Annotated in this window: 17 protein-coding genes and 2 tRNA genes; 14 read left to right on the forward strand and 5 right to left on the reverse strand. The window is 72.2% G+C overall.

Features of this window, described 5'->3' with window-relative positions; translation table 11 throughout:
- Positions 1–14: 14 nt before the first annotated feature.
- A tRNA-Lys gene (locus V8J39_RS10845) sits at positions 15–90 on the forward strand.
- A 153-nt stretch (positions 91–243) separates the two neighbouring features.
- Positions 244–319, forward strand: a tRNA-Lys gene (locus tag V8J39_RS10850).
- 101 nt (positions 320–420) lie between these two features.
- On the opposite strand, the gene V8J39_RS10855 is transcribed toward V8J39_RS10850, so the two are convergent.
- Both V8J39_RS10855 and V8J39_RS10860 read right to left on the reverse strand, forming a co-directional pair.
- Complete coding sequence (locus V8J39_RS10855; RefSeq protein ID WP_336460896.1) at positions 421–1,674, reverse strand: hydantoinase/carbamoylase family amidase; 1,254 nt, start codon at positions 1,672–1,674, stop codon at positions 421–423.
- A 10-nt stretch (positions 1,675–1,684) separates the two neighbouring features.
- Positions 1,685–2,239, reverse strand: a complete 555-nt coding sequence (locus tag V8J39_RS10860; protein ID WP_336460897.1) for a hypothetical protein — start codon at positions 2,237–2,239, stop codon at positions 1,685–1,687.
- 260 nt (positions 2,240–2,499) lie between these two features.
- Here V8J39_RS10860 and V8J39_RS10865 point away from each other — a divergent pair, with 260 nt between their 5' ends.
- From V8J39_RS10865 to V8J39_RS10890, 6 genes are all read left to right on the forward strand, one after another.
- On the forward strand, positions 2,500–3,288 hold the full coding sequence (locus V8J39_RS10865) for an exodeoxyribonuclease III (protein ID WP_336460898.1): 789 nt from the start codon (positions 2,500–2,502) through the stop codon (positions 3,286–3,288).
- Between the two features lie 130 nt (positions 3,289–3,418).
- Entirely contained in the window at positions 3,419–3,976 is a 558-nt protein-coding gene (locus V8J39_RS10870; protein ID WP_336460899.1) for a hypothetical protein, read from the forward strand.
- Positions 3,973–4,983 carry a tetratricopeptide repeat protein gene (locus V8J39_RS10875; protein WP_336460900.1) on the forward strand — a complete coding sequence of 337 codons (1,011 nt, stop codon included), beginning with the start codon at positions 3,973–3,975 and terminating at the stop codon, positions 4,981–4,983. The genes V8J39_RS10870 and V8J39_RS10875 overlap by 4 nt, the downstream gene beginning before the upstream one ends.
- Before the next feature lie 278 nt (positions 4,984–5,261).
- A complete protein-coding gene (trxA, locus tag V8J39_RS10880; protein WP_336460901.1) occupies positions 5,262–6,167 on the forward strand; it encodes a thioredoxin in 906 nt (301 codons plus the stop codon).
- 37 nt (positions 6,168–6,204) lie between these two features.
- Complete coding sequence (locus V8J39_RS10885) at positions 6,205–6,876, forward strand: LON peptidase substrate-binding domain-containing protein (RefSeq protein WP_336460902.1); 672 nt, start codon at positions 6,205–6,207, stop codon at positions 6,874–6,876.
- Entirely contained in the window at positions 6,873–7,055 is a 183-nt protein-coding gene (locus V8J39_RS10890; RefSeq protein ID WP_336460903.1) for a Trm112 family protein, read from the forward strand. The genes V8J39_RS10885 and V8J39_RS10890 overlap by 4 nt, the downstream gene beginning before the upstream one ends.
- A gap of 85 nt (positions 7,056–7,140) precedes the next feature.
- Here V8J39_RS10890 and V8J39_RS10895 read toward each other — a convergent pair whose 3' ends face one another.
- A complete protein-coding gene (locus V8J39_RS10895) occupies positions 7,141–8,409 on the reverse strand; it encodes an FAD-dependent monooxygenase (protein ID WP_442902591.1) in 1,269 nt (422 codons plus the stop codon).
- A gap of 55 nt (positions 8,410–8,464) precedes the next feature.
- On the opposite strand from V8J39_RS10895, the gene V8J39_RS10900 reads away from it, so the two are divergent.
- From V8J39_RS10900 to V8J39_RS10915, 4 genes are all read left to right on the forward strand, one after another.
- Positions 8,465–9,793 (forward strand): amidase, encoded by a 1,329-nt coding sequence (locus tag V8J39_RS10900; protein WP_336460905.1) that lies wholly within the window; start codon positions 8,465–8,467, stop codon positions 9,791–9,793.
- Between the two features lie 121 nt (positions 9,794–9,914).
- Positions 9,915–11,108, forward strand: coding sequence for an aminotransferase class I/II-fold pyridoxal phosphate-dependent enzyme (locus V8J39_RS10905; protein ID WP_336460906.1), 1,194 nt, complete (start codon positions 9,915–9,917; stop codon positions 11,106–11,108).
- Between the two features lie 10 nt (positions 11,109–11,118).
- Positions 11,119–14,544 carry a DNA translocase FtsK gene (locus V8J39_RS10910; protein ID WP_336460907.1) on the forward strand — a complete coding sequence of 1,142 codons (3,426 nt, stop codon included), beginning with the start codon at positions 11,119–11,121 and terminating at the stop codon, positions 14,542–14,544.
- A gap of 230 nt (positions 14,545–14,774) precedes the next feature.
- Entirely contained in the window at positions 14,775–15,392 is a 618-nt protein-coding gene (locus V8J39_RS10915) for a LolA family protein (RefSeq protein ID WP_336460908.1), read from the forward strand.
- Between the two features lie 90 nt (positions 15,393–15,482).
- On the opposite strand, the gene V8J39_RS10920 is transcribed toward V8J39_RS10915, so the two are convergent.
- Positions 15,483–16,058: a transglycosylase SLT domain-containing protein gene (locus tag V8J39_RS10920; protein ID WP_336460909.1), complete on the reverse strand. Its 576-nt coding sequence runs from the start codon at positions 16,056–16,058 to the stop codon at positions 15,483–15,485.
- Between the two features lie 264 nt (positions 16,059–16,322).
- Between V8J39_RS10920 and hspQ the strand changes: the two genes are divergently transcribed.
- Together hspQ and V8J39_RS10930 are read left to right on the forward strand one after the other, a co-directional pair.
- Entirely contained in the window at positions 16,323–16,649 is a 327-nt protein-coding gene (hspQ, locus tag V8J39_RS10925; protein WP_336460910.1) for a heat shock protein HspQ, read from the forward strand.
- A gap of 2 nt (positions 16,650–16,651) precedes the next feature.
- Positions 16,652–17,125, forward strand: coding sequence for a bleomycin resistance protein (locus V8J39_RS10930; RefSeq protein ID WP_336460911.1), 474 nt, complete (start codon positions 16,652–16,654; stop codon positions 17,123–17,125).
- A 327-nt stretch (positions 17,126–17,452) separates the two neighbouring features.
- Here V8J39_RS10930 and V8J39_RS10935 read toward each other — a convergent pair whose 3' ends face one another.
- Positions 17,453–17,896: an ATP-binding protein gene (locus tag V8J39_RS10935; protein WP_336460912.1), complete on the reverse strand. Its 444-nt coding sequence runs from the start codon at positions 17,894–17,896 to the stop codon at positions 17,453–17,455.
- Positions 17,897–18,281 lie beyond the last annotated feature (385 nt).

Here is an 18,281-nt window from a genome sequence, read left to right on the forward strand (position 1 = left end):
GCGCCCCACGAGATGGGCCCGTAGCTCAGCTGGTAGAGCAACTGACTTTTAATCAGTGGGTCACAGGTTCGAACCCTGTCGGGCTCACCATTTCGTCCCAAAGGGGCCCGGTCGCAAGACCGGGCCCTTTCGGTTTTCGCGCCCCCGCTTTCCGCGCCGCGGCATGGCCGGACGCGGGCCCCGCAGCCGTCATGCGAGTCGCTTGACCCCGGCCCGCGCCCCGCATAGGAAGCGCGCCGTGATGGGCCCGTAGCTCAGCTGGTAGAGCAACTGACTTTTAATCAGTGGGTCACAGGTTCGAACCCTGTCGGGCTCACCACCTTCCCCGCCCCGGGCCGATGCGCGCCGGGACCGGTGGGGAAGGAGGTGCCATCACCTTCCCCCGGCCAGATCCATGCCCGCGGTGCCTTCTCCCCCGGCTCAGGCCCGCGCGTCGCGCAGCAGCAGCGCTTCCATCAGGCAGGTCGCGCCCCGCACGAGGTCGGGCAGCGCGGTCTCTTCCTCGGGGCAGTGGCTGCGGCCCTCGACCGAGGGCACGAACAGCATCGCCGCCGGGGCGAACCTTCCGACGAACATCGTGTCGTGGCCCGCGCCCGAGGCGATGGGCAGCCAGCGCTCCTGCCGGGATTCGGCGGCGCGCGACAGGCAGTCGCGCAGCGCGGCATCGCCGACATGGCCGGCCGAGCGGCTGATCTCGTCCACCGGCGCCGCCTCGCACCCCTCGGCCGCGGCGCAGGCGGCGACGAGCGTGGCCAGGCGCGTCTCGAACAGGTCGAGCAGCGCGGGATCCTCGGCGCGGATGTCGAGCACCGCCTCGGCCGCGCCGGGCACGACGTTGGCGCCGCCGGGCAGCAGCGTGCTCACGCCGATCGTGGCCACGAAATGCCCGCGCCCGAGGCCCGCGAACTCGACGCCGAGGTCGCGCACCCCGAGCGACAGCCGCGCGAGCGCGAGGCCCGCGTCGGCCCGCCCTGCCATCGGCGTGGTGCCGGCATGGCCCGCGGTGCCGGCGAAGCGCACGCCGTAGCGCCGGATCGCGACGATGGCCGAGACGATGCCCAGCCCCGCGCCGGCCTGCTCCAGCACCCGGCCCTGCTCGATGTGCAGCTCGAGGAACCCGGCGACCTCGGACCCCCGCCGCGCGGTGTCGAGCCGCGCCACGCAGCCGCCGATGCGGTCGATCGCGGCGCCCAGCGTCTCGCCGCCCGGGCCGCTGCGTGCGAGGTCGGCCGGCGACAGCGCCCCGGCCATCCCGCGCGAGCCCACGCAGGAGATGCCCCAGTCGCTTGGCTCTTCGGCGAGGAAATCGACGAGTTCGAGCGGGTGGCGGGTGGCGATGCCCGCCGCGTTCAGCGCCCGGATCGCCGCGAGGCCGCACAGGATGCCGGCGATGCCGTCGAAGCGGCCGCCATCGGGCACGGTGTCGCTGTGCGAGCCGGTCATCAGGATCGGCGCCGCGGGATCGGAGCCGGGCCGGGCACCAATCAGGTTGCCGGCGGCGTCGAGGCGCACGGCCAGCCCCTCGGCCTCGAAGGCCGCGCGCAGCCAGTCGCGCCCGGCCAGGAACCGCTGCGAGAACGAGCGCCGGGTCCAGGGCCGGTCGGGATCGGTGATCGCGGCCAGCGCGTCGAGATCGGCCTGAAGCCGGGCGGCGTCGATCGCGGGACCGCTCATCGATCCGCCGTCAGTTGACGGGCGAGACGCGGCTTTGCGGGAAGCTCACGTTCTGCAGGAAGGGATAGGCGATCGAGACCAGCTGCTTTTGCTGCGCGCCCTCGACGCGCATCATGTACCAGCTGCCGCCCTCGTTCACCGCCAGCAGCGGCTGCTCGTTCAGGGTCTTGCCCTTGGCGGTCGCCGCCTTGAAGCTGGTGGGCACGATCACCCAGGTCACGGTGGTGCCGTCCGACAGCACCGAATCCGTGGCCTCGACCCCGGTGAAGTTCGCGTTGAAGTCGCTGAAGTTCGCCGATTTCAGCAGCGCCGCGGTCTGCGCGGTCAGCGTGCGGTCAAGCTGGCCGGCCTCGATCCCGGCCGAGCCCGCGAAGATGTTCTTGATCCGCGGCGGCAGGGCGGCGACGACGCGGTCGGCCTCGCCGCGGTCGATGGCCCCGAGGTAGACGTTGACCGCGGTCTGCATCTTGCGGGCCTCGCCGCCCGCCATCGGGCGGGCGGAGGCCGGGGCCAGCGTGGCGATCGTGAGGGCGAGGGCGGTGGCGAGCGGTGCGATGGCGCGCATGTCGGTTCGGTCCTTCAAGTCGATTTGCGGGGTTTGTGGCACGGTCGGGCGCCGGTCCTCAAGTCACGATCCGGGCAGACGGCGGCGCAGCGAGGCCGCCGCAGCGCGGCATCCCGCCGAGCCGCGGGCCCGGTGCCGGCGCCGGTGGACGCCGCCGCGGCCCCCGGCTAAGGTCCGGCCCCGCCCCCTGCCCGGCCACCCCCGGCGCCCCGGGCCCCCAGACCGATCCACGACCCATCCAAGACCCATCGGAGACGCGCATGGCCTTCACCCTCGCCACCTGGAACATCAACTCGGTGCGGCTGCGCGCGGGGCTCGTGGCCAAGCTGCTGCGCGAGGAGGCGCCGGACGTGCTGTGCCTGCAGGAATGCAAGTCGCCGGTCGACAAGATGCCGCTCGAGGGGTTCCGCGCGCTGGGCTACACCCATTGCGTGGCGCGCGGCCAGAAGGGCTACAACGGCGTCGCGATCCTGTCGAAGCTGCCGATCGAGGATGCGGGCGACCGCGACTTCGCCCGGCTCGGCCATGCCCGCCACGTCGCGGCGACGCTTGAGAACGGGGTGACGATCCAGAACTTCTACGTCCCCGCCGGCGGCGACATTCCCGACCGCGAGCAGAACGACAAGTTCGGCCAGAAGCTGGATTTCCTGACCGAGATGAAGCACTGGTTCGGCGCGAACCGGCCGCACAAGTCGATCCTGGTGGGCGACCTGAACATCGCCCCGCGCGAGGACGACGTCTGGAACCACAAGCAGCTGCTGAAGATCGTCAGCCACACCCCGATCGAGGTCGAGCACCTGGCCCAGGCGCAGGAGGCCGGCAACTGGGTCGACGTGACCCGTGCCGACATCCCCTCGGGGCAGCTCTATTCCTGGTGGTCCTACCGCTCGCCGGACTGGGACGCCGCCGACAAGGGCCGCCGGCTCGACCATGTCTGGGCCACGCCCGACATCGCCACCGCCGCGCATTCCAGCCGCGTGCTGCGCGATGCCCGCGGGTGGGAGCAGCCTTCGGACCACGCGCCGGTCTTCGCCACCTTCGATCTCTGAACCGGCCGCGCCCCGCGGCCCCGGCGGGCGCCGCCGTCCCGGCGCCCCGCCGATCTTCGAGCCTTTAACCCGTCATTAACCCTGTTCGCCGACGATTCCTGCCAGGGCGGTCAAGCGGACGGAGGGGCGCGTGGCAGGCGAGACGGTGACGGTCGGCGCGAACGAGGTCGCCTCGCTTGGCGACACGCTGCTGAACCACGGGATCCCGGGGCTGGCGGCGCTGCTGTTCCTCGTGCTGTGCTACACGCTGCCGCGCTATTTCAAGGATCTGCCGCCGGCGATGCGGCTGATCGCGATCACGATGACGCTGGGCATCGCGGCGCTGTTCCTTGGCGGCGCGATCTACGCCCCGCTGGTGCAGCCGAAGATCGCGGTGAAGATCGACCTTGGCGAGCGCGAACCCAAGCTGATGGAGCTTGTCGTGTTCCGCAGCAGCGGCGGGCGCCACCTCTACACCGCCGACATGGACCTCAACCTCGTGAACCGCGAGCGGCTGAGCATCTCGCTCGACAAGATCATCGACCGGCTGCTCGAGACGCAGGCGCAGCTTTCCGCGCGCGAGGCCGAGATCCGCGACAAGGGCCGGATGATCGCTGGCCAGCAGCAGGAGCGCGCCGATGCCGTGCGCTCGCAGGTCGAAGAGGTGATCAGCGCGAATCCCGGCCTGCGCGCGGAGGGCGGCGCATGAGCGCGCGGCGGGTCGCGATGCAACGGCTGCGGCGGGCGATCGCCATGATCCTGCTGGCCGTCGCGCTGACAGTCGGCCCAGGCGCCCCGACGCCGCCCGCGCGGGCCGAAACCGCCGATCCCTGCCTGCCCGGCCCCGGGCCCGAGGCGGGCGCGCTCGCCGGGCGCAGGGTGCTGCGCGACTACCCCGAGGGCGGCGACGGGACGGCGCTGGCGGCCGCGCGCGCGGCGGCGGCGCGGCTGGCGACGCCCGATGCCGGGCCCTGCACCCGCTACGACCTCGGGCGGTTCTACCTGCGCACCGGCGACTACGACCTGGCCGCCGAGCAGCTGCGCGCGGCCCTTGCCGGGCAGGACCAGGTGCCCGGCTTCGACAGCCTCGCCGCGTGGAACGCGCTCGGCTATGCCCAGCTTCAGACCGGCGCGCTGGACGCGGCCGCGGCCAGCTTCCAGACCCAGCGCGCGCAGGCCGACCGGATCCCGCCCGAGGCCCGGATCAAGACCCTCAACAACCTTGGCTACACCCAGATGCTGGCGGGCCAGTACGACCTTGCCGAGGCGACCCTGGCCGAGGCCGAGGCGGCGGGCAGCCTTCTGGCGACCCGCAACCTCGAGGTCCTCGCCTCGATCCGCGCGACGATCGGCGCCAAGGACCCCGACATCCCGGGCACCTTCGGCGCGGTGGTCGCCAGCGCACGCAGCGAGGAGACCGCCCGGCAGGAGCTTGCCCGGATGCGCGACCGGCTGGCCGGCGCGACCGCGGCGACGGGCCCGGAGACGGGCACGGGAACGGGCACCGGGACCGGCGCGGGGGCGATGCGCCGGCTCAGCATCTTCCGGATGGGCAACGGCAGCTTCTCGATCGTGGTCGCGCCCTATTCCAGCTATCCCAAGGCCGAGGAGCTGCGGCGCGCGGCGGTGACGGCGGGGCTGGCCGGCGCCTATGTCTCGTCGCTGGGGCAGTGGGAGGACGTCACCGCACGCCTGCTGCCGCCGCAGGACGGCTAGCCGCCAAACCGGCCGAGCCTGCCACCGCCGACCTGCCACCGCTGACCTGCCACTGCCGACCTGCCACTGGCGACAGGGGCAGCGGGACGGAACCGGACGGGGCGCGGCGCCCATCCATCCGGTCCCCGCCCGCCGCGCACCCGGATGGCCCGCCTGCGGCCGGTGCCTGCGGCGGGCCTGACGCCCCCCCCTTCCGGCCCGCGCGGCGCCACAGACCTTGGCAACTGCCGCGGCGGCGCTCATATAGGGCGGCGAACAGAAACGCTTGCGAGGACGCCATGCTCGAACTCGGCCAGAAACCCAGCCCCGCCGCCGCCGACCTGATCAAGGACGTCACCGAGCGCGACTTCATGGCCGAGGTCGTGGACCGCTCGCGCGAGGTGCCGGTGATCGTCGATTTCTGGGCGACCTGGTGCGGCCCGTGCAAGACGCTCGGCCCCGCGCTCGAGGCCGAGGTCAAGGCCGCCAAGGGCAAGGTCGTGATGGTGAAGGTCGATGTCGACCAAAACCAGATGATCGCCCAGCAGATGCGCATCCAGTCGATCCCGACGGTCTATGCCTTCTGGCAGGGCCAGCCGGTCGATGGCTTCCAGGGGGCGCTGCCCGCCTCGGAGATCAAGGCATTCGTCGACAAGCTGGCGGCGCTCGCGGGGGATGGCGGCCTGGGCGAGGCGCTCGAGGCGGCCGAGACCATGCTGGCCGAGGGTGCGGCCGAGGACGCGGCCGAGACCTTCGCCGCGATCCTGGGCGAGGAGCCCGAGAATGCCGCGGCCTTCGGCGGGCTCGTGCGCGCGCAGATCGCGCTTGGCGCGGTCGAGCAGGCCGAGGCGATGCTGGCGGACGTGCCGGCCAAGATCGCCACGGCCGCCCCGGTCGAGGCCGCGCGCGCGCAGCTCGCGCTGGCGAGGCAGGCGGCGGAGGCGGGCCCGGTGGCCGAGCTGACCGCGCGGGTCGAGGCCGATCCGGCCGACCTGCAGGCGCGGTTCGACCTTGCGCAGGCGCTGCATGCCGGCGGCCGGGTCGAGGAGGCGATCGACCAGCTGCTGGAGCTGTTCCGCCGCGACCGCGACTGGAACGAGGGCGCCGCGAAGGCGCAGCTGTTCACCATCTTCGACGCGCTCAAGCCCGGCGACCCGCTGGCCGCCAAGGGCCGGCGAAAGCTCAGCTCGATGATCTTCCTCTGAGGTTGTCGCGCCGCGGGGGCGGGCTAGGTCGAAGCGCATGATCAAGCCCGCAGACCTTCCCGACAAGCTGCCGCTCTTCCCCCTGCCGGGGGCGTTGCTGCTGCCCCGGGCGCGGCTGCCCCTGCACATCTTCGAACCGCGCTACCTGCAGATGCTGGAGGACGCGCTGAAGACGCCGGGCCGGCTGATCGGCATGGTCCAGCCGCGCACGCTGCCGCCCGGGGTCGAGGCCGACCGCGCGGCGCCGCTGCAGCGCCGGCTGAACGCGATCGGCTGCGCCGGCCGCGTCACCGCCATGTCCGAGACCGAGGATGGCCGCTACATGATCACCCTGACCGGCGTGTCGCGGTTCCGGCTGGTGTCGGAGGTCGAGGGCTTCACCCCCTACCTGCGCGCCCGGGTCGACTGGGAGGGGTTCGGGCGCGACCTCGGGCGGGTCGAGGCCGATCCCGGCTTCGACCGGGCCGGGTTCCTGGGACTGCTGCGGCGCTATTTCGACAACGAGCAGCTGGCGACGGACTGGGAATCGCTCAAGGATGCCGAGGACGAGCTTTTGCTGAACTCGCTGTCGATGCTGCTGCCGTTCGAGCCCGAGGAGAAGCAGGCGCTGCTGGAGGCGCCCGACCTTGGCCAGCGGCGCGAGACCCTGGTGACGCTGATCGAATTCGCGCTGCGCAGCGGCGGCGAGGGGGAGGAGACGCTGCAATGAGCGATGGACCCAAGGCCGACCGCCGCATGCTCGAGGCGCTGGTCTGCCCGCTGACCCATGCGCCGCTGAGCTATGACGCCGCGCGCCAGGAGCTGATCTCGCGCCCGGCGCAACTGGCCTTCCCGATCCGCGAGGGGATCCCGATCCTGCTGATCGACGAGGCGCGCCAGATCGACTGACGCGCCAGGGCCGGGGGCGCTGCCCCCGGACCCCCGGGATATTTGTGCAAAGTCGAAAGAGCGCGGGCGGACCAGAGCGGGCGGTTCAGAGCGGGCGGCCGTCCATCAGCCGCGGCAGGCGGGTGCCGGGCGGGGCGGAGAGGCCGGCGGCCTGGCGCATGAAGCCGCGGCGCAGGGCCGGGATCGACTGCACGAGGCCCATGCCGAGGTCGCGCGCGCCGCGCACCAGCGGGTTGTCGGTCGCGAAGAGCCGGTTCACCCCGTCCATCCCCAGCGCCAGCGTCGTCGCGTCGAAGCGCCGCCAGCCCTGGTAGCGGTCGAGCACGGTGAGGGCGCCGATATCCTCGCCGCGGCGGTGCGCGTCGACGAGGGTTTCGGCCAGCGCCGCCACGTCGCGCAGCCCGAGGTTCAGGCCCTGGCCTGCGATCGGGTGCACGCCATGCGCCGCGTCGCCCACCAGCGCGAGCCGGTCGGCGACATAGGCATCGGCGAGCGTCAGGCCCAGCGGATAGGTGAAGCGCGGGCCGGCGAGCGCGATCGGCCCCAGCGCCTCGCCGAAGCGCGGGCGCAGCACCTCGAGGAAGGCCCGGTCGTCGAGCGCGGCGATGCGGGCGGCATTCGCGTCGGTCTCGCTCCAGACGATCGAGGACCGGTCGCCGGTCAGGGGCAGGATCGCGAGCGGGCCGCCGGGCAGGAAGACCTGCCGCGCGGTGCCGCCATGCGGCCGCTCGTGCGCGATCGCGGCGACGAGCGCGGTCTGGCCATAGCCCCAGCCGGTCCGGGTGATGCCCGCGCGCGCGGCGGTGCCGGAGGCGCGGCCATCGGCGCCGACCAGCATCCGCCCCGACAGGTGGCGCCCGTCGGCCAGCGTGACCGTGACGCCGGCGGCGCCGGCCTGCTGCGCCGTCACCGTGCAGCCCGGGTGGTGGTCGATCGCGGGGCTGTCGGCCATCGCCTGCAGGAAGGCGGCATAGAGGTGGCGGTCCTCGACCATCTGGCCGAGCGGCCCTTCCTCGATCTCGGCCGAGAGGAACTGCAGCCCGAAGGGGGCAGGCGTCTCGCCGGGGCGGGCATCGGCGGCCTCGACCGCGAGCATCGGCTGCGCCAGCGGCGCGAGCGCGGGCCAGATCCCGATCGCGCCCAGGAGCCGGACCGAGGCCAGCGCCAGCGCATAGGCGCGCCCGTCGAAGCCGGCCTCGGCGCGGGCCCGGGCGGGGCGCGCGTCGATCACGGCCGAGGTGAGGCCCGCCCCCGCGAGGGCGAGCGCCAGGGCGGGGCCGTTCAGCCCGCCGCCCACGATGAGAACGTCGCGATCCATGCGCCGGAATATGGCCGTCCGCGCGGGATTGTCCATGCCGCGCGGCAGGGCTAGCGTCGCGCCGACCAAGGACAAGGAAAGGCGTCACCGGATGCAGGACTGGCTCACCATGACCGCCGCGGAGCTCGGCCGCGGCATCGACCGCGGCGAGATCGACCCGGTGGCGCTGACCGAAACCTATCTGGCCGCGATCAAGGCCCATCCCGACACCCCGCGCATCTACGCCCGGCTGACCGAGGACCGGGCCCGGGCCGAGGCGGCGGCGGCGGCGGCGCGGGCGAAGGCCGGCCTGCGGCGCGGGCCGCTCGACGGGGTGCCGGTGTCGTGGAAGGATCTCTATGACACCGCCGGCGTCGCGACCGAGTCGGGCACGCCGCTTCTGGCGGGGCGGGTGCCCGAGACCGACGCGCTGGTGCTGCGCAACGCGACCGCGCAGGGGCTGGTGTGCCTGGGCAAGACCCATATGACCGAACTCGCGTTCTCGGGGCTGGGGATGAACCCCTCGACCGCGACGCCGCCGAACGTGATCGACCCGGCGCTGGCGCCGGGCGGCTCGTCCTCGGGCGCCGCGGTGTCGGTCGGGCTGGGGCTGGCGGCGGCCGGGATCGGGTCGGACACCGGCGGCTCGGTGCGGATCCCGTCGGCCTGGAACGGGCTGACCGGGCTGAAGACCACCCATGGCCGGCTGTCGCTAGAGGGGGTGGTGCCGCTCGCCGCGCGGTTCGACACCGTGGGCCCGCTGTGCCGCTCGGTCGAGGATTGCGCGCTGCTGCTGGCGGCGCTCGAGGGCACGAGGCCCTGCGACCTGGCGGGGGCGAGCCTCGAGGGGGCGCGGCTTCTGGTGCTGGAGGGCGCGCCCTTCGAGGACGCGCGCGAGGCGCCGGTGGCGGGCTTCGAGGCCGCGGTGGCGACGCTGGAGGCCGCGGGCGCCGCGATCGAGCGGCGCGCCTTCCCGATGGTGTCCGAGGCGCTGGCGCTGTCGGGCTTCCTGGTGGCGCCCGAGGCCTATGGCACCTGGAAGGCGGTGATCGAGGCCGCGCCCGACAAGATGTACGGCCCCGTGCTCGAGCGGTTCCGCGGGGGCGGCGCCGTCTCGGCCGCCGATTTCGTCGCGGCCTGGAACCGGCTCTACGAGATCCGGGCCGCGTGGTACGCGGCGACGGCAGAGTATGACGCCGTGCTGATCCCGACCTCGCCGATCCTGCCGCCGGACGCGCAGCGGCTGCTGGACGACCCGGCCTATTTCGCGACCGAGAACCTGCTGGCGCTGCGCAACACCCGGATCGGCAACCTGCTGGATCTGGCGGTGCTGACGCTGCCGACGGCTGTGCCCGGAACCGGCCTGTCGCTGATGGGCCCGCCGATGAGCGAGGAGCGGCTGCTGCGGCTTGGCGTCGCGGCGGAAGCGGCGCTTTGCTGAAAAGCCACAACGGCTTGCGGCCCCGCCCCGGCGGGGCCGCTTTTTCTGGACCCCGCCCGGCCGCTCGGATAGTCTCGCGGCAAAACGGGGCATCGAAACAGACCCCGGACGAGAGGCAGTCATGGCATTTCCCGAGCGGTTCTCGAACCTGCCGGATTACGCGTTTCCGCGTCTGCGGGCGTTGATCGATCACCTGCCCGCGGGCGGTGAGCCCATTGCCATGACCATCGGCGAGCCGCGCCACCCGTTCCCGGACTGGGTCGGCGAGGTGCTGGCGGGTGCGCTGGAGGGATTCGGCAAGTACCCCCCGAACGAAGGCACGCCCGGCCTGCGCGCCGCGATCGCGGGCTGGATCGACCGGCGCTATGGCGTGAGCGTCGATCCCGCGACGCAGGTCTGCAACGTCAACGGCACGCGCGAGGCGCTGTTCAACGCCTGCCTCGCCACCGCGCCCGAGATGAAGAACGGCCAGCGCCCGGTCGTGCTGATGCCGAACCCGTTCTATCAGGTCTATGCCGTGGCCGCGATCGCGACCGGGGCCGAGCCCGTCTTCGTGCCGGCGACCGCCCAGACCGGATTCCTGCCCGATTACGAGGCGCTGCCGCCCGAGATCCTGGACCGCACCACCGCCGCCTACATCTGCAGCCCGGCGAACCCGCAGGGCGCGATCGCGCCCGAGGACTATCTCGCGCGGCTGATGGCGCTGGCCGAGAAGCACGATTTCCGCGTGCTCGCCGACGAATGCTATTCCGAGATCTACTCGGACGCGGCGCCGCCCGGCGCGCTGGCGGTGATGCAGGCGACCGGAACCGACCCCGAGCGGGTGCTGATCTTCAATTCGCTTTCCAAGCGCTCGAACCTGCCCGGGCTGCGCTCGGGCTTCGTCGCCGGTGGGCCGCAGGCGATGGCGCGGGTGAAACAGCTGCGCTCGTACCAGGGGGCGCCGGTGCCGCTGCCCCTGCAGGAGGTCAGCCGCCGCGCCTGGGACGACGAGGTCCACGTGCGCGCCAACCTCGCGCTGTACGCGTCGAAATTCCGCATGACGGCCGAGGTCTTCGCCGGCGTGCAGGGCTTCGCGCTGCCGCAGGGCGGCTTCTTCCTGTGGCTGCCGGTGCCCGACACGGTCGGCACGGGCGAGGCCGCGGCGGTCAAGCTTTGGACAGAAACAGGGGTCAGGGTGCTTCCGGGTGCCTACCTGTCCCGCGACACCAGCGCCGGAAATCCCGGCGACCAATACATCAGGGTCGCGCTCGTCGCGCCCGAGGCAGAGCTGCAGGCCGGTCTGATCCGCCTGCGCGACTGCCTCTATGGCTAAGGAGAAGAGAATGGCGTCCTACCACATCAGGCAACGCGATCCGCTTCTGGACGAGAACATGCAGGCGGCGCTGGAGCGGCGCGGCAAGGAACTGCTGGGCGCGGGCCTGGTCGCGCTGGGCATCCTCGTGTCGCTGATGCTGGTGAGCTATTCGCCCGACGACCCGTCGTTCCTGTCGGCCACCGACGTGCCGCCGTCGAACCTGCTGGGCCGGATCGGCGCGGCCATCGCCTCGCCGCTTTACGTGATCGCCGGCCACGGCGCCTGGGGCATCGCAATCTGCCTCTTCGCCTGGGGCACGCGGTTCATCCTGCACCGCGGCGAGGACCGTGCCATCGGCCGGGTGATCTTCGCCCCGATCGGCATCGCCGCGATGTCGGTCTACTGTTCGACCCTGATCCCTGGCGCGGCCTGGACCCACAGCTTCGGGCTGGGCGGGCTGTTCGGCGACACGGTGCTGGGCGTGCTGATCGACGTGACCCCGGTCAAGGCCAGCTTCACGCTGAAGCTGATGTCGCTGCTGGTCGGCGCGGGCATGCTGGCCGCCGGCGCCTTCGTCACCGGCTTCAGCCGGCCCGAACTGCAGGCGATCGCCCGCTTCCTGATGATCGGCGCGATCATCATCTACAGCCAGCTTCTGCAGCTGGCCGGCATCGGGGCCGCGCTGTCGATGCGCGGCGCGCAAGGCGCCGCCGAGAAGATGCGCGAACGGCGCGAGGCCGCGCGCGGCCGGGCCGCCGAGGCGCGCGCCTGGGCGCAGGAGCAGGCCGAGGCCGAAGCGCGGATCCCCGCGCCCGCCGCCCGCCGCACCGCCGCCGTCCACCGCGCCCAGCCCACGGCCTTCGTCGAGGCCGAGGACGAGGACGAGATCTTCGAGGACTACCCCGAGCCCGCGGGCTATGCCCCGGGCCAGACGGCCGCCCATCCCGCGGCACAGCCCGCCCGCGCCGGCCTGCTGTCGCGGGTGCCCGGCCTGATGCGCCGCGCCGAGCCGGCGATGGCCGCGCCCGAGCCCGAGCTGGTCGAGCGCCCCGCCCCGCGGGCCCTGCATGCCGGCGAGGAGCCGACCGAGGACCGGATCCGCGCCCGCATCGCCGACGCGGTGCAGAACCGCTCGCGCCTTGTCGCCGACGCGCGCCACGCGCCCGAGCCGCAGCGCGCCCCCGAGCGCCACGAACCGCCGGTCGCCGCGCCGCGCCAGGGCCTGCTGGGCCGGGCCGCCGCCGCCGCGGGCCCGCTGTTCGGCGCCGCTGCCGCGGCCACGGCCGCCCCCGCGGCCGCCGCCCCCAAGCGCGCCTTCTCGGCCGAGCCGCGGTTCATGCCGCGCGGCCCCGCCACGCCGGCCCCGCGCGTGGCCGAGCCGCCGCTGACCGCGCGGCAGGCCGCGCTGCAGGCCGGCCAGATCCCCGCCGACCATGGCGCTGCCAGCCAGATCTCTGCGCGCCGCGCCGCCGCGATGCCGCCGGTCGATCAGGCGCCGCTGGTGGCCGATCCGGCCTGGGACGAGCCCGAGTGGAACGGCCAGGACTGGGAAGGCCAGGACTGGGACGAGAGCGAGGCGATCCAGGCCTTCGAGCCCGATCTCGACCCCGCGCAGTTCGCCGCCCCCGCCCCGGGCGAGGATCACCTGCCGCCGGCCTCGGTCGCGCTGGCGCACGAGGACGACTACGAGGAGAGCGAGGAAGAGGCCGCGGCCTTCGCCGCGCTCGCCGCGCAGGAGCCGCGCGCCTTTGCCCGGACGGGCGCACAGGACGCGGCCCTGGACGCCGGCCGGGCCCCCTCCCCTGCCCCGGCCGCCCCGCCGATCTTCCGTGGCCCCGAGCCGAAGAAGGTCGTGCAGCACGCGGCCAAGAAGCCCGCCGCGCCGTCGCGCCAGGCCCAGGCCGAGGCCCAGCCCAAGCTGCGCTTCGAAGATTCGGGTGCCGACGACTACGAGGCGCCGCCGCTGTCGCTGCTGGCAAGCCCCGCCACCGTCGAGCGCCACACCCTGTCGGACGAGGCGCTGGAAGAGAACGCGCGCATGCTGGAAAGCGTGCTGGACGACTATGGCGTCAAGGGCGAGATCGTCTCGGTCCGGCCCGGCCCCGTTGTCACGATGTACGAACTCGAACCCGCCCCGGGCCTGAAGGCCAGCCGCGTGATCGGCCTTGCCGACGACATCGCGCGGTCGATGTCGGCGCTGTCGGCGCGGGTCTCGACCGTGCCGGGGCGTTCGGTCATCGGGATCGAGCTGCCGAACGCGATGCGCGAGAAGGTCGTGCTGCGCGAGATCCTGGCCGCGCGCGACTTCGGCGACGGCAATGCCAAGCTGCCGCTGGCGCTTGGCAAGGACATCTCGGGCGGGCCGGTCGTCGCGAACCTGGCGAAGATGCCGCACCTGCTGATCGCCGGCACCACCGGTTCGGGCAAGTCGGTCGCGATCAACACGATGATCCTGTCGCTGCTGTACAAGCTGACGCCCGAGGAATGCCGGCTGATCATGATCGACCCGAAGATGCTGGAACTGTCGGTCTACGACGGCATCCCGCACCTTCTGTCCCCGGTCGTCACCGATCCCAAGAAGGCGGTCGTCGCCCTCAAGTGGGTCGTGGGCGAGATGGAGGAACGCTATCGCAAGATGTCGAAGATGGGCGTACGCAACATCGACGGCTACAACGGTCGCGTGAAGGAGGCGCTGGACAAGGGCGAGCTGTTCAAGCGCACCGTCCAGACCGGCTTCGACGAAGAGACCGGCGACCCGATCTTCGAGACCGAGGAATTCCAGCCGAAGTCGCTGCCCTACATCGTCGTCATCGTCGACGAGATGGCCGACCTGATGATGGTCGCCGGCAAGGAGATCGAGGCCTGCATCCAGCGCCTGGCGCAGATGGCGCGCGCCTCGGGCATCCACCTGATCATGGCGACGCAGCGCCCGTCCGTGGACGTCATCACCGGCACGATCAAGGCGAACTTCCCCACCCGGATCTCGTTCCAGGTGACCTCGAAGATCGACAGCCGCACCATCTTGGGCGAGATGGGCGCCGAGCAGCTGCTGGGCATGGGCGACATGCTCTACATGGCGGGCGGCAGCCGCATCACCCGCATCCACGGGCCGTTCTGCTCGGACGAGGAAGTCGAGGAGGTGGTGAACCACCTCAAGAGCTTCGGTCCGCCGGAGTACCTGTCGGGCGTGGTCGAGGGGCCGGACGACGACAGCGCGTCGGACATCGACGCGGTGCTGGGCCTTGGCGGCAACACCGATGCCGAGGATTCGCTCTACGACCAGGCCGTGCAGGTGGTGCTGCGCGACCGCAAGGTCTCGACCTCGTACATCCAGCGCAAGCTTGGCATCGGCTACAACAAGGCCGCCAAGCTCGTGGAGCAGATGGAGGAGCAGGGCGTCGTCTCGGCCTCGAACCACGTCGGCAAGCGCGAGATCCTGGTGCCCGAGCAGTAAGCCCGGCACCGGCGGTGACGGATCGGGGGCGGTGCCGCGGGGCGCCGCCCCTTTCGTTTTGTCCCTGTCGCCGCGCCCCTGGCTGGTCGGTGGGATCCGGCGGGCCCAGATCACGGGCCCAGATCACGGGCCCAGATCACGGGGGCGGGCGCGGGCGGCCCCCTGCCCTGCCGTCAATCGTGATACGTGCCCTCTGGGAACCGGAGGCGGGCGCGCCTAGTTTGGGGGCCATGAAACGCATTCGCGCCCTCGCGGGCCCCGCCCTCACGTTCGTCGCCGCCGCGGTCACCTCGGTTCTCGTGGCCGGTCCGGTCGTGGCCGCGCCGGTCTCGCTGGCCGCGCTGTCGAACTACATCAACGGCATCGGCTCGGTTCAGACCGATTTCACCCAGCTGAACCCGGACGGGTCGCGCTCGGAAGGGATCGTGAAGATCAAGCGGCCCGGCCGGATGCGGTTCGAATACACCAAGCCCGACAATTCGCTGGTTCTGGCCGGCGCGGGGCAGGTCGCGATCTTCGACGCGAAGTCCAACCTGCCGCCCGAGCAGTACCCGCTGTCGCAGACGCCGCTGAACCTGATCCTGCGCTCGACCGTCGACTGGCGGGTCTCGCGCTCGGTCGTCGGCCATGGCGAGCAGGACGGCATGACCACGGTCACGGTGCAGGACCCCAATCGCCCCGAGATCGGCACCATGACGATGTTCTTCGAACCCTCGCCGATCCGGCTGGCGCAATGGATCGTCACCGACGAGTCGGGCGGCAGGACGCTGGTGAAGCTGGGCAAGATGACGGCCGCGGACTTCCCGCCCTCGACCTTCTCGATCACGAACGAGGCCCGCAACCGCTGAGGCCCGGGCCGGGCCCCGGACATCGCGGGGCCCGCGACCGGCGGCGCGGCGCGGGCCCCGGTCGACCTTGGGTCGGGTATCGGCGCGGTGTCAGCCGCGGCAGAACTGCAGCTGGGTGTCGTAGAGCACGGCGCGCTGCGCGACCTGCCCCGAGACGCCCATCAGCCAGCCCTTCTTCAGGTGGCTGCCGCGGGAAAAGCCGGTGCGGCCCTCGTGATAGGCCAGGTACTGGTTCTGCGCGTCGGTCTTCGGGATGCCGAGGCGCGACGCGCTCTGGTCCATGTACCAGCCCATGAAATCGGTGGCGTCGTCGATCCGGTCGCGGCGCGCCGACCAGCGCCCGGTGGCCGCGACATAGTCGTCCCAGGTCCCGTCCAGCGCCTGGCTGTAGCCATAGGCCGAGCTTGACCGCCCCATCGGGATCACGCCCAGCGCATAGCGGTGCGGCGTGCGCGCGTTACCGATGAACTTGGATTCCTGGTAGATCGTCGCCATCTGGATGGCCACGGGAACGCCCCAGCGGGCTTCGGTCCTGCGCATCGCGCGCAGGTAGTCCGGTCTTTGGCTTACGATGGCGCAGGCATCATCCAGCCGCGACGGCGCGGAGTAGTTTCCGCCGCAGGCGGCGACCAGAAGAAATACCGATGCGCGAAGAAGTCTGCTCATGGCCCCTCGCATTGTCTTATTTTGGCGGGAGTTTACGCGACTTCTGCCGGTGAGGAAATCCGATTCCGCTGCGCGGCGGCGGCTTGTGGCCGCCCTGCCGATGCGCCGGCGGCCCCGTGCCGGCGACCCGTGCCGGCGACCCGTGCCGAGGGCCGATTTGTGCGATGCGGTCCGACACACTGTTTCAGCCGCGATGCGGCAGCGCGGCATGTGACCCGTGGACTCGGGCCGTGGTCAGTATTAGGTAAAGAATAGGAGTTCCAGATGCAGCCGACCCGCGCCAAGTACAACATCGGACAGGTGGTGCGTCACCGCCGCCATCCCTTCCGGGGGGTGGTGTTCGACGTGGACGCGAAATTCTCGAACACCGAGGAATGGTACGACGCCATCCCCGAAGACAGCCGCCCCGAGCGCGAGCAGCCGTTCTATCACCTGCTGGCCGAGAATGACGACAGCTACTACGTCGCCTATGTCTCTGAGCAGAACCTCGTCGAGGACGAGACCGGCGAGCCTGTCGATCACCCCGACCTTCCCGACCTGTTCGGCGAGTTCGAGGATGGCCGCTACCCGCTGCACTTCCAGCTGAACTGACGATGGCCGAGCCCGGCGGCGCGATGGTGCCCGAGCTGTCGGTCACCGACTGGCAGGCCTCGCGCGCCTTCTACTGCGATCTGCTCGGCTTCGCCTGCCTCTACGATCGCCCGGACGAGGGGTTCGCCTATCTCGCGCTGGGCGAGGCGCAGCTGATGCTCGACCAGTACGATCTCGGGCGCAGTTTCGATCCCGGCCTCGGGCCGGCCGACCGCCCGTTCGGGCGCGGCATGAACCTGCAGATCCGGGTGCCGGCGCTGGCGCCGCTGCTGGGTCGGCTTGCCGACGCCGGGGTCGCGCCGCATCTCGGCCCCGAGGACCGGTGGTACCGGCGTGGCGCGGAAGAGGTCGGGAACCGGCAGGTGATCGTCGCCGATCCCGATGGCTATCTGCTGCGTCTCTACGAGGATCTGGGGGCCCGGCCGCTGGCGGCTGGCGGTCTGGCTGGCGATGCCTCTGGCATCTGTCCGGCCTAGGAACTGCACGACCTCGACGCCGCGAACTGGGTGGGGGCTGTTGAAACGCGGCGCCGAGGGAAGCCTGTGCAGCTACCCGTCTCTTTTCGCCGGGCAATCCGGCGCCCATTGGCCCCTATTGGGGAAAGTTCGTGGCGAATACCGCAGTGGCCGATGCCATCTTCGGCGCCGGTCGCAGCCGGCCGCCGACGGCACGACCGGGGCCGGATCGGTGGCGGGAAGGGTGGCCCGGGGCATGGGCCGTACCGCTGCGTGACACGATGCCGCGAAGCAAACGTGTCAGGCGGTGAAGCGGAGCGATGAGGAAAAGCGCCGTGATGGCGCGGGTCAGCCGGCGGGCAGTCGCAGCGGCAGGCAGAACCGCAGCCGGTTCCAGCGTCCGACCCGCCGATAGCTGAGCCGCCGCGCGAAGTGATGGATGATCGGCCAGCCAAAGCCACCCTCGGCCAGTCGCGGATCCGGGCCATCGCCCCGGGTCAGCACCTGCAGCGGCAGCTCGCGCCCGCAGTCCGAGATCGACACGACCATCACCCCGGCGCTGTGGCGCATCCGCAGGACCACGGGCCCGCCGCGCCCGGCATAGGCATGTTCGACGATATTGTTCAGCACCTCGGCGATCACCAGCTGCGCGGTCTCTGCCGCGACCGGGTTCATCACCGACGAGGCCCGGTGCACGACCAGCCCCAGAAGCTGCCGCACGGCGCCGACATCGGCATGGGCGCAGATCCTGACCGGCCCGTTCCAGGTCACCGGCTCCGGCGTGCGGGCCATGCCCCGCAATGGCGGCACCGGCCGATCCGCGCCCGGGGCATCCGTCCCGGCCCCGTGGCCTCCCGCAAGTGCCCCGCGCTCCGGCCCGGCGCCCTGCCCAACGCCCTTCCCGGTACCCTGCCCGGTAGCTTGCCCAGCGCCCTGCCCGGTGCCCTGCCCAGCGCCCTGCCCGCTGTCGCAGGCGGTCCCAATACCTGTCGCCCCCGGTGTCCCGGGTGCCCGCCGTCCGGCGCCGTCGCCCCGGGCCGCCTGCGCTGCGGCCTGAACCGGTTTGGCGCATCCGGGCGCGTCGTGATCAGCCTGTGACGCCGCGCCCGCCGCCCCTGCGCCCACGGGCTGCGGGCGCGCAGGGACGACGCCCTCGCACGTGCTGCCCCGTGCCGCG

The sequence above is a fragment of the Frigidibacter sp. MR17.24 genome, from assembly GCF_037095655.1.
Classification (GTDB): domain Bacteria; phylum Pseudomonadota; class Alphaproteobacteria; order Rhodobacterales; family Rhodobacteraceae; genus Frigidibacter.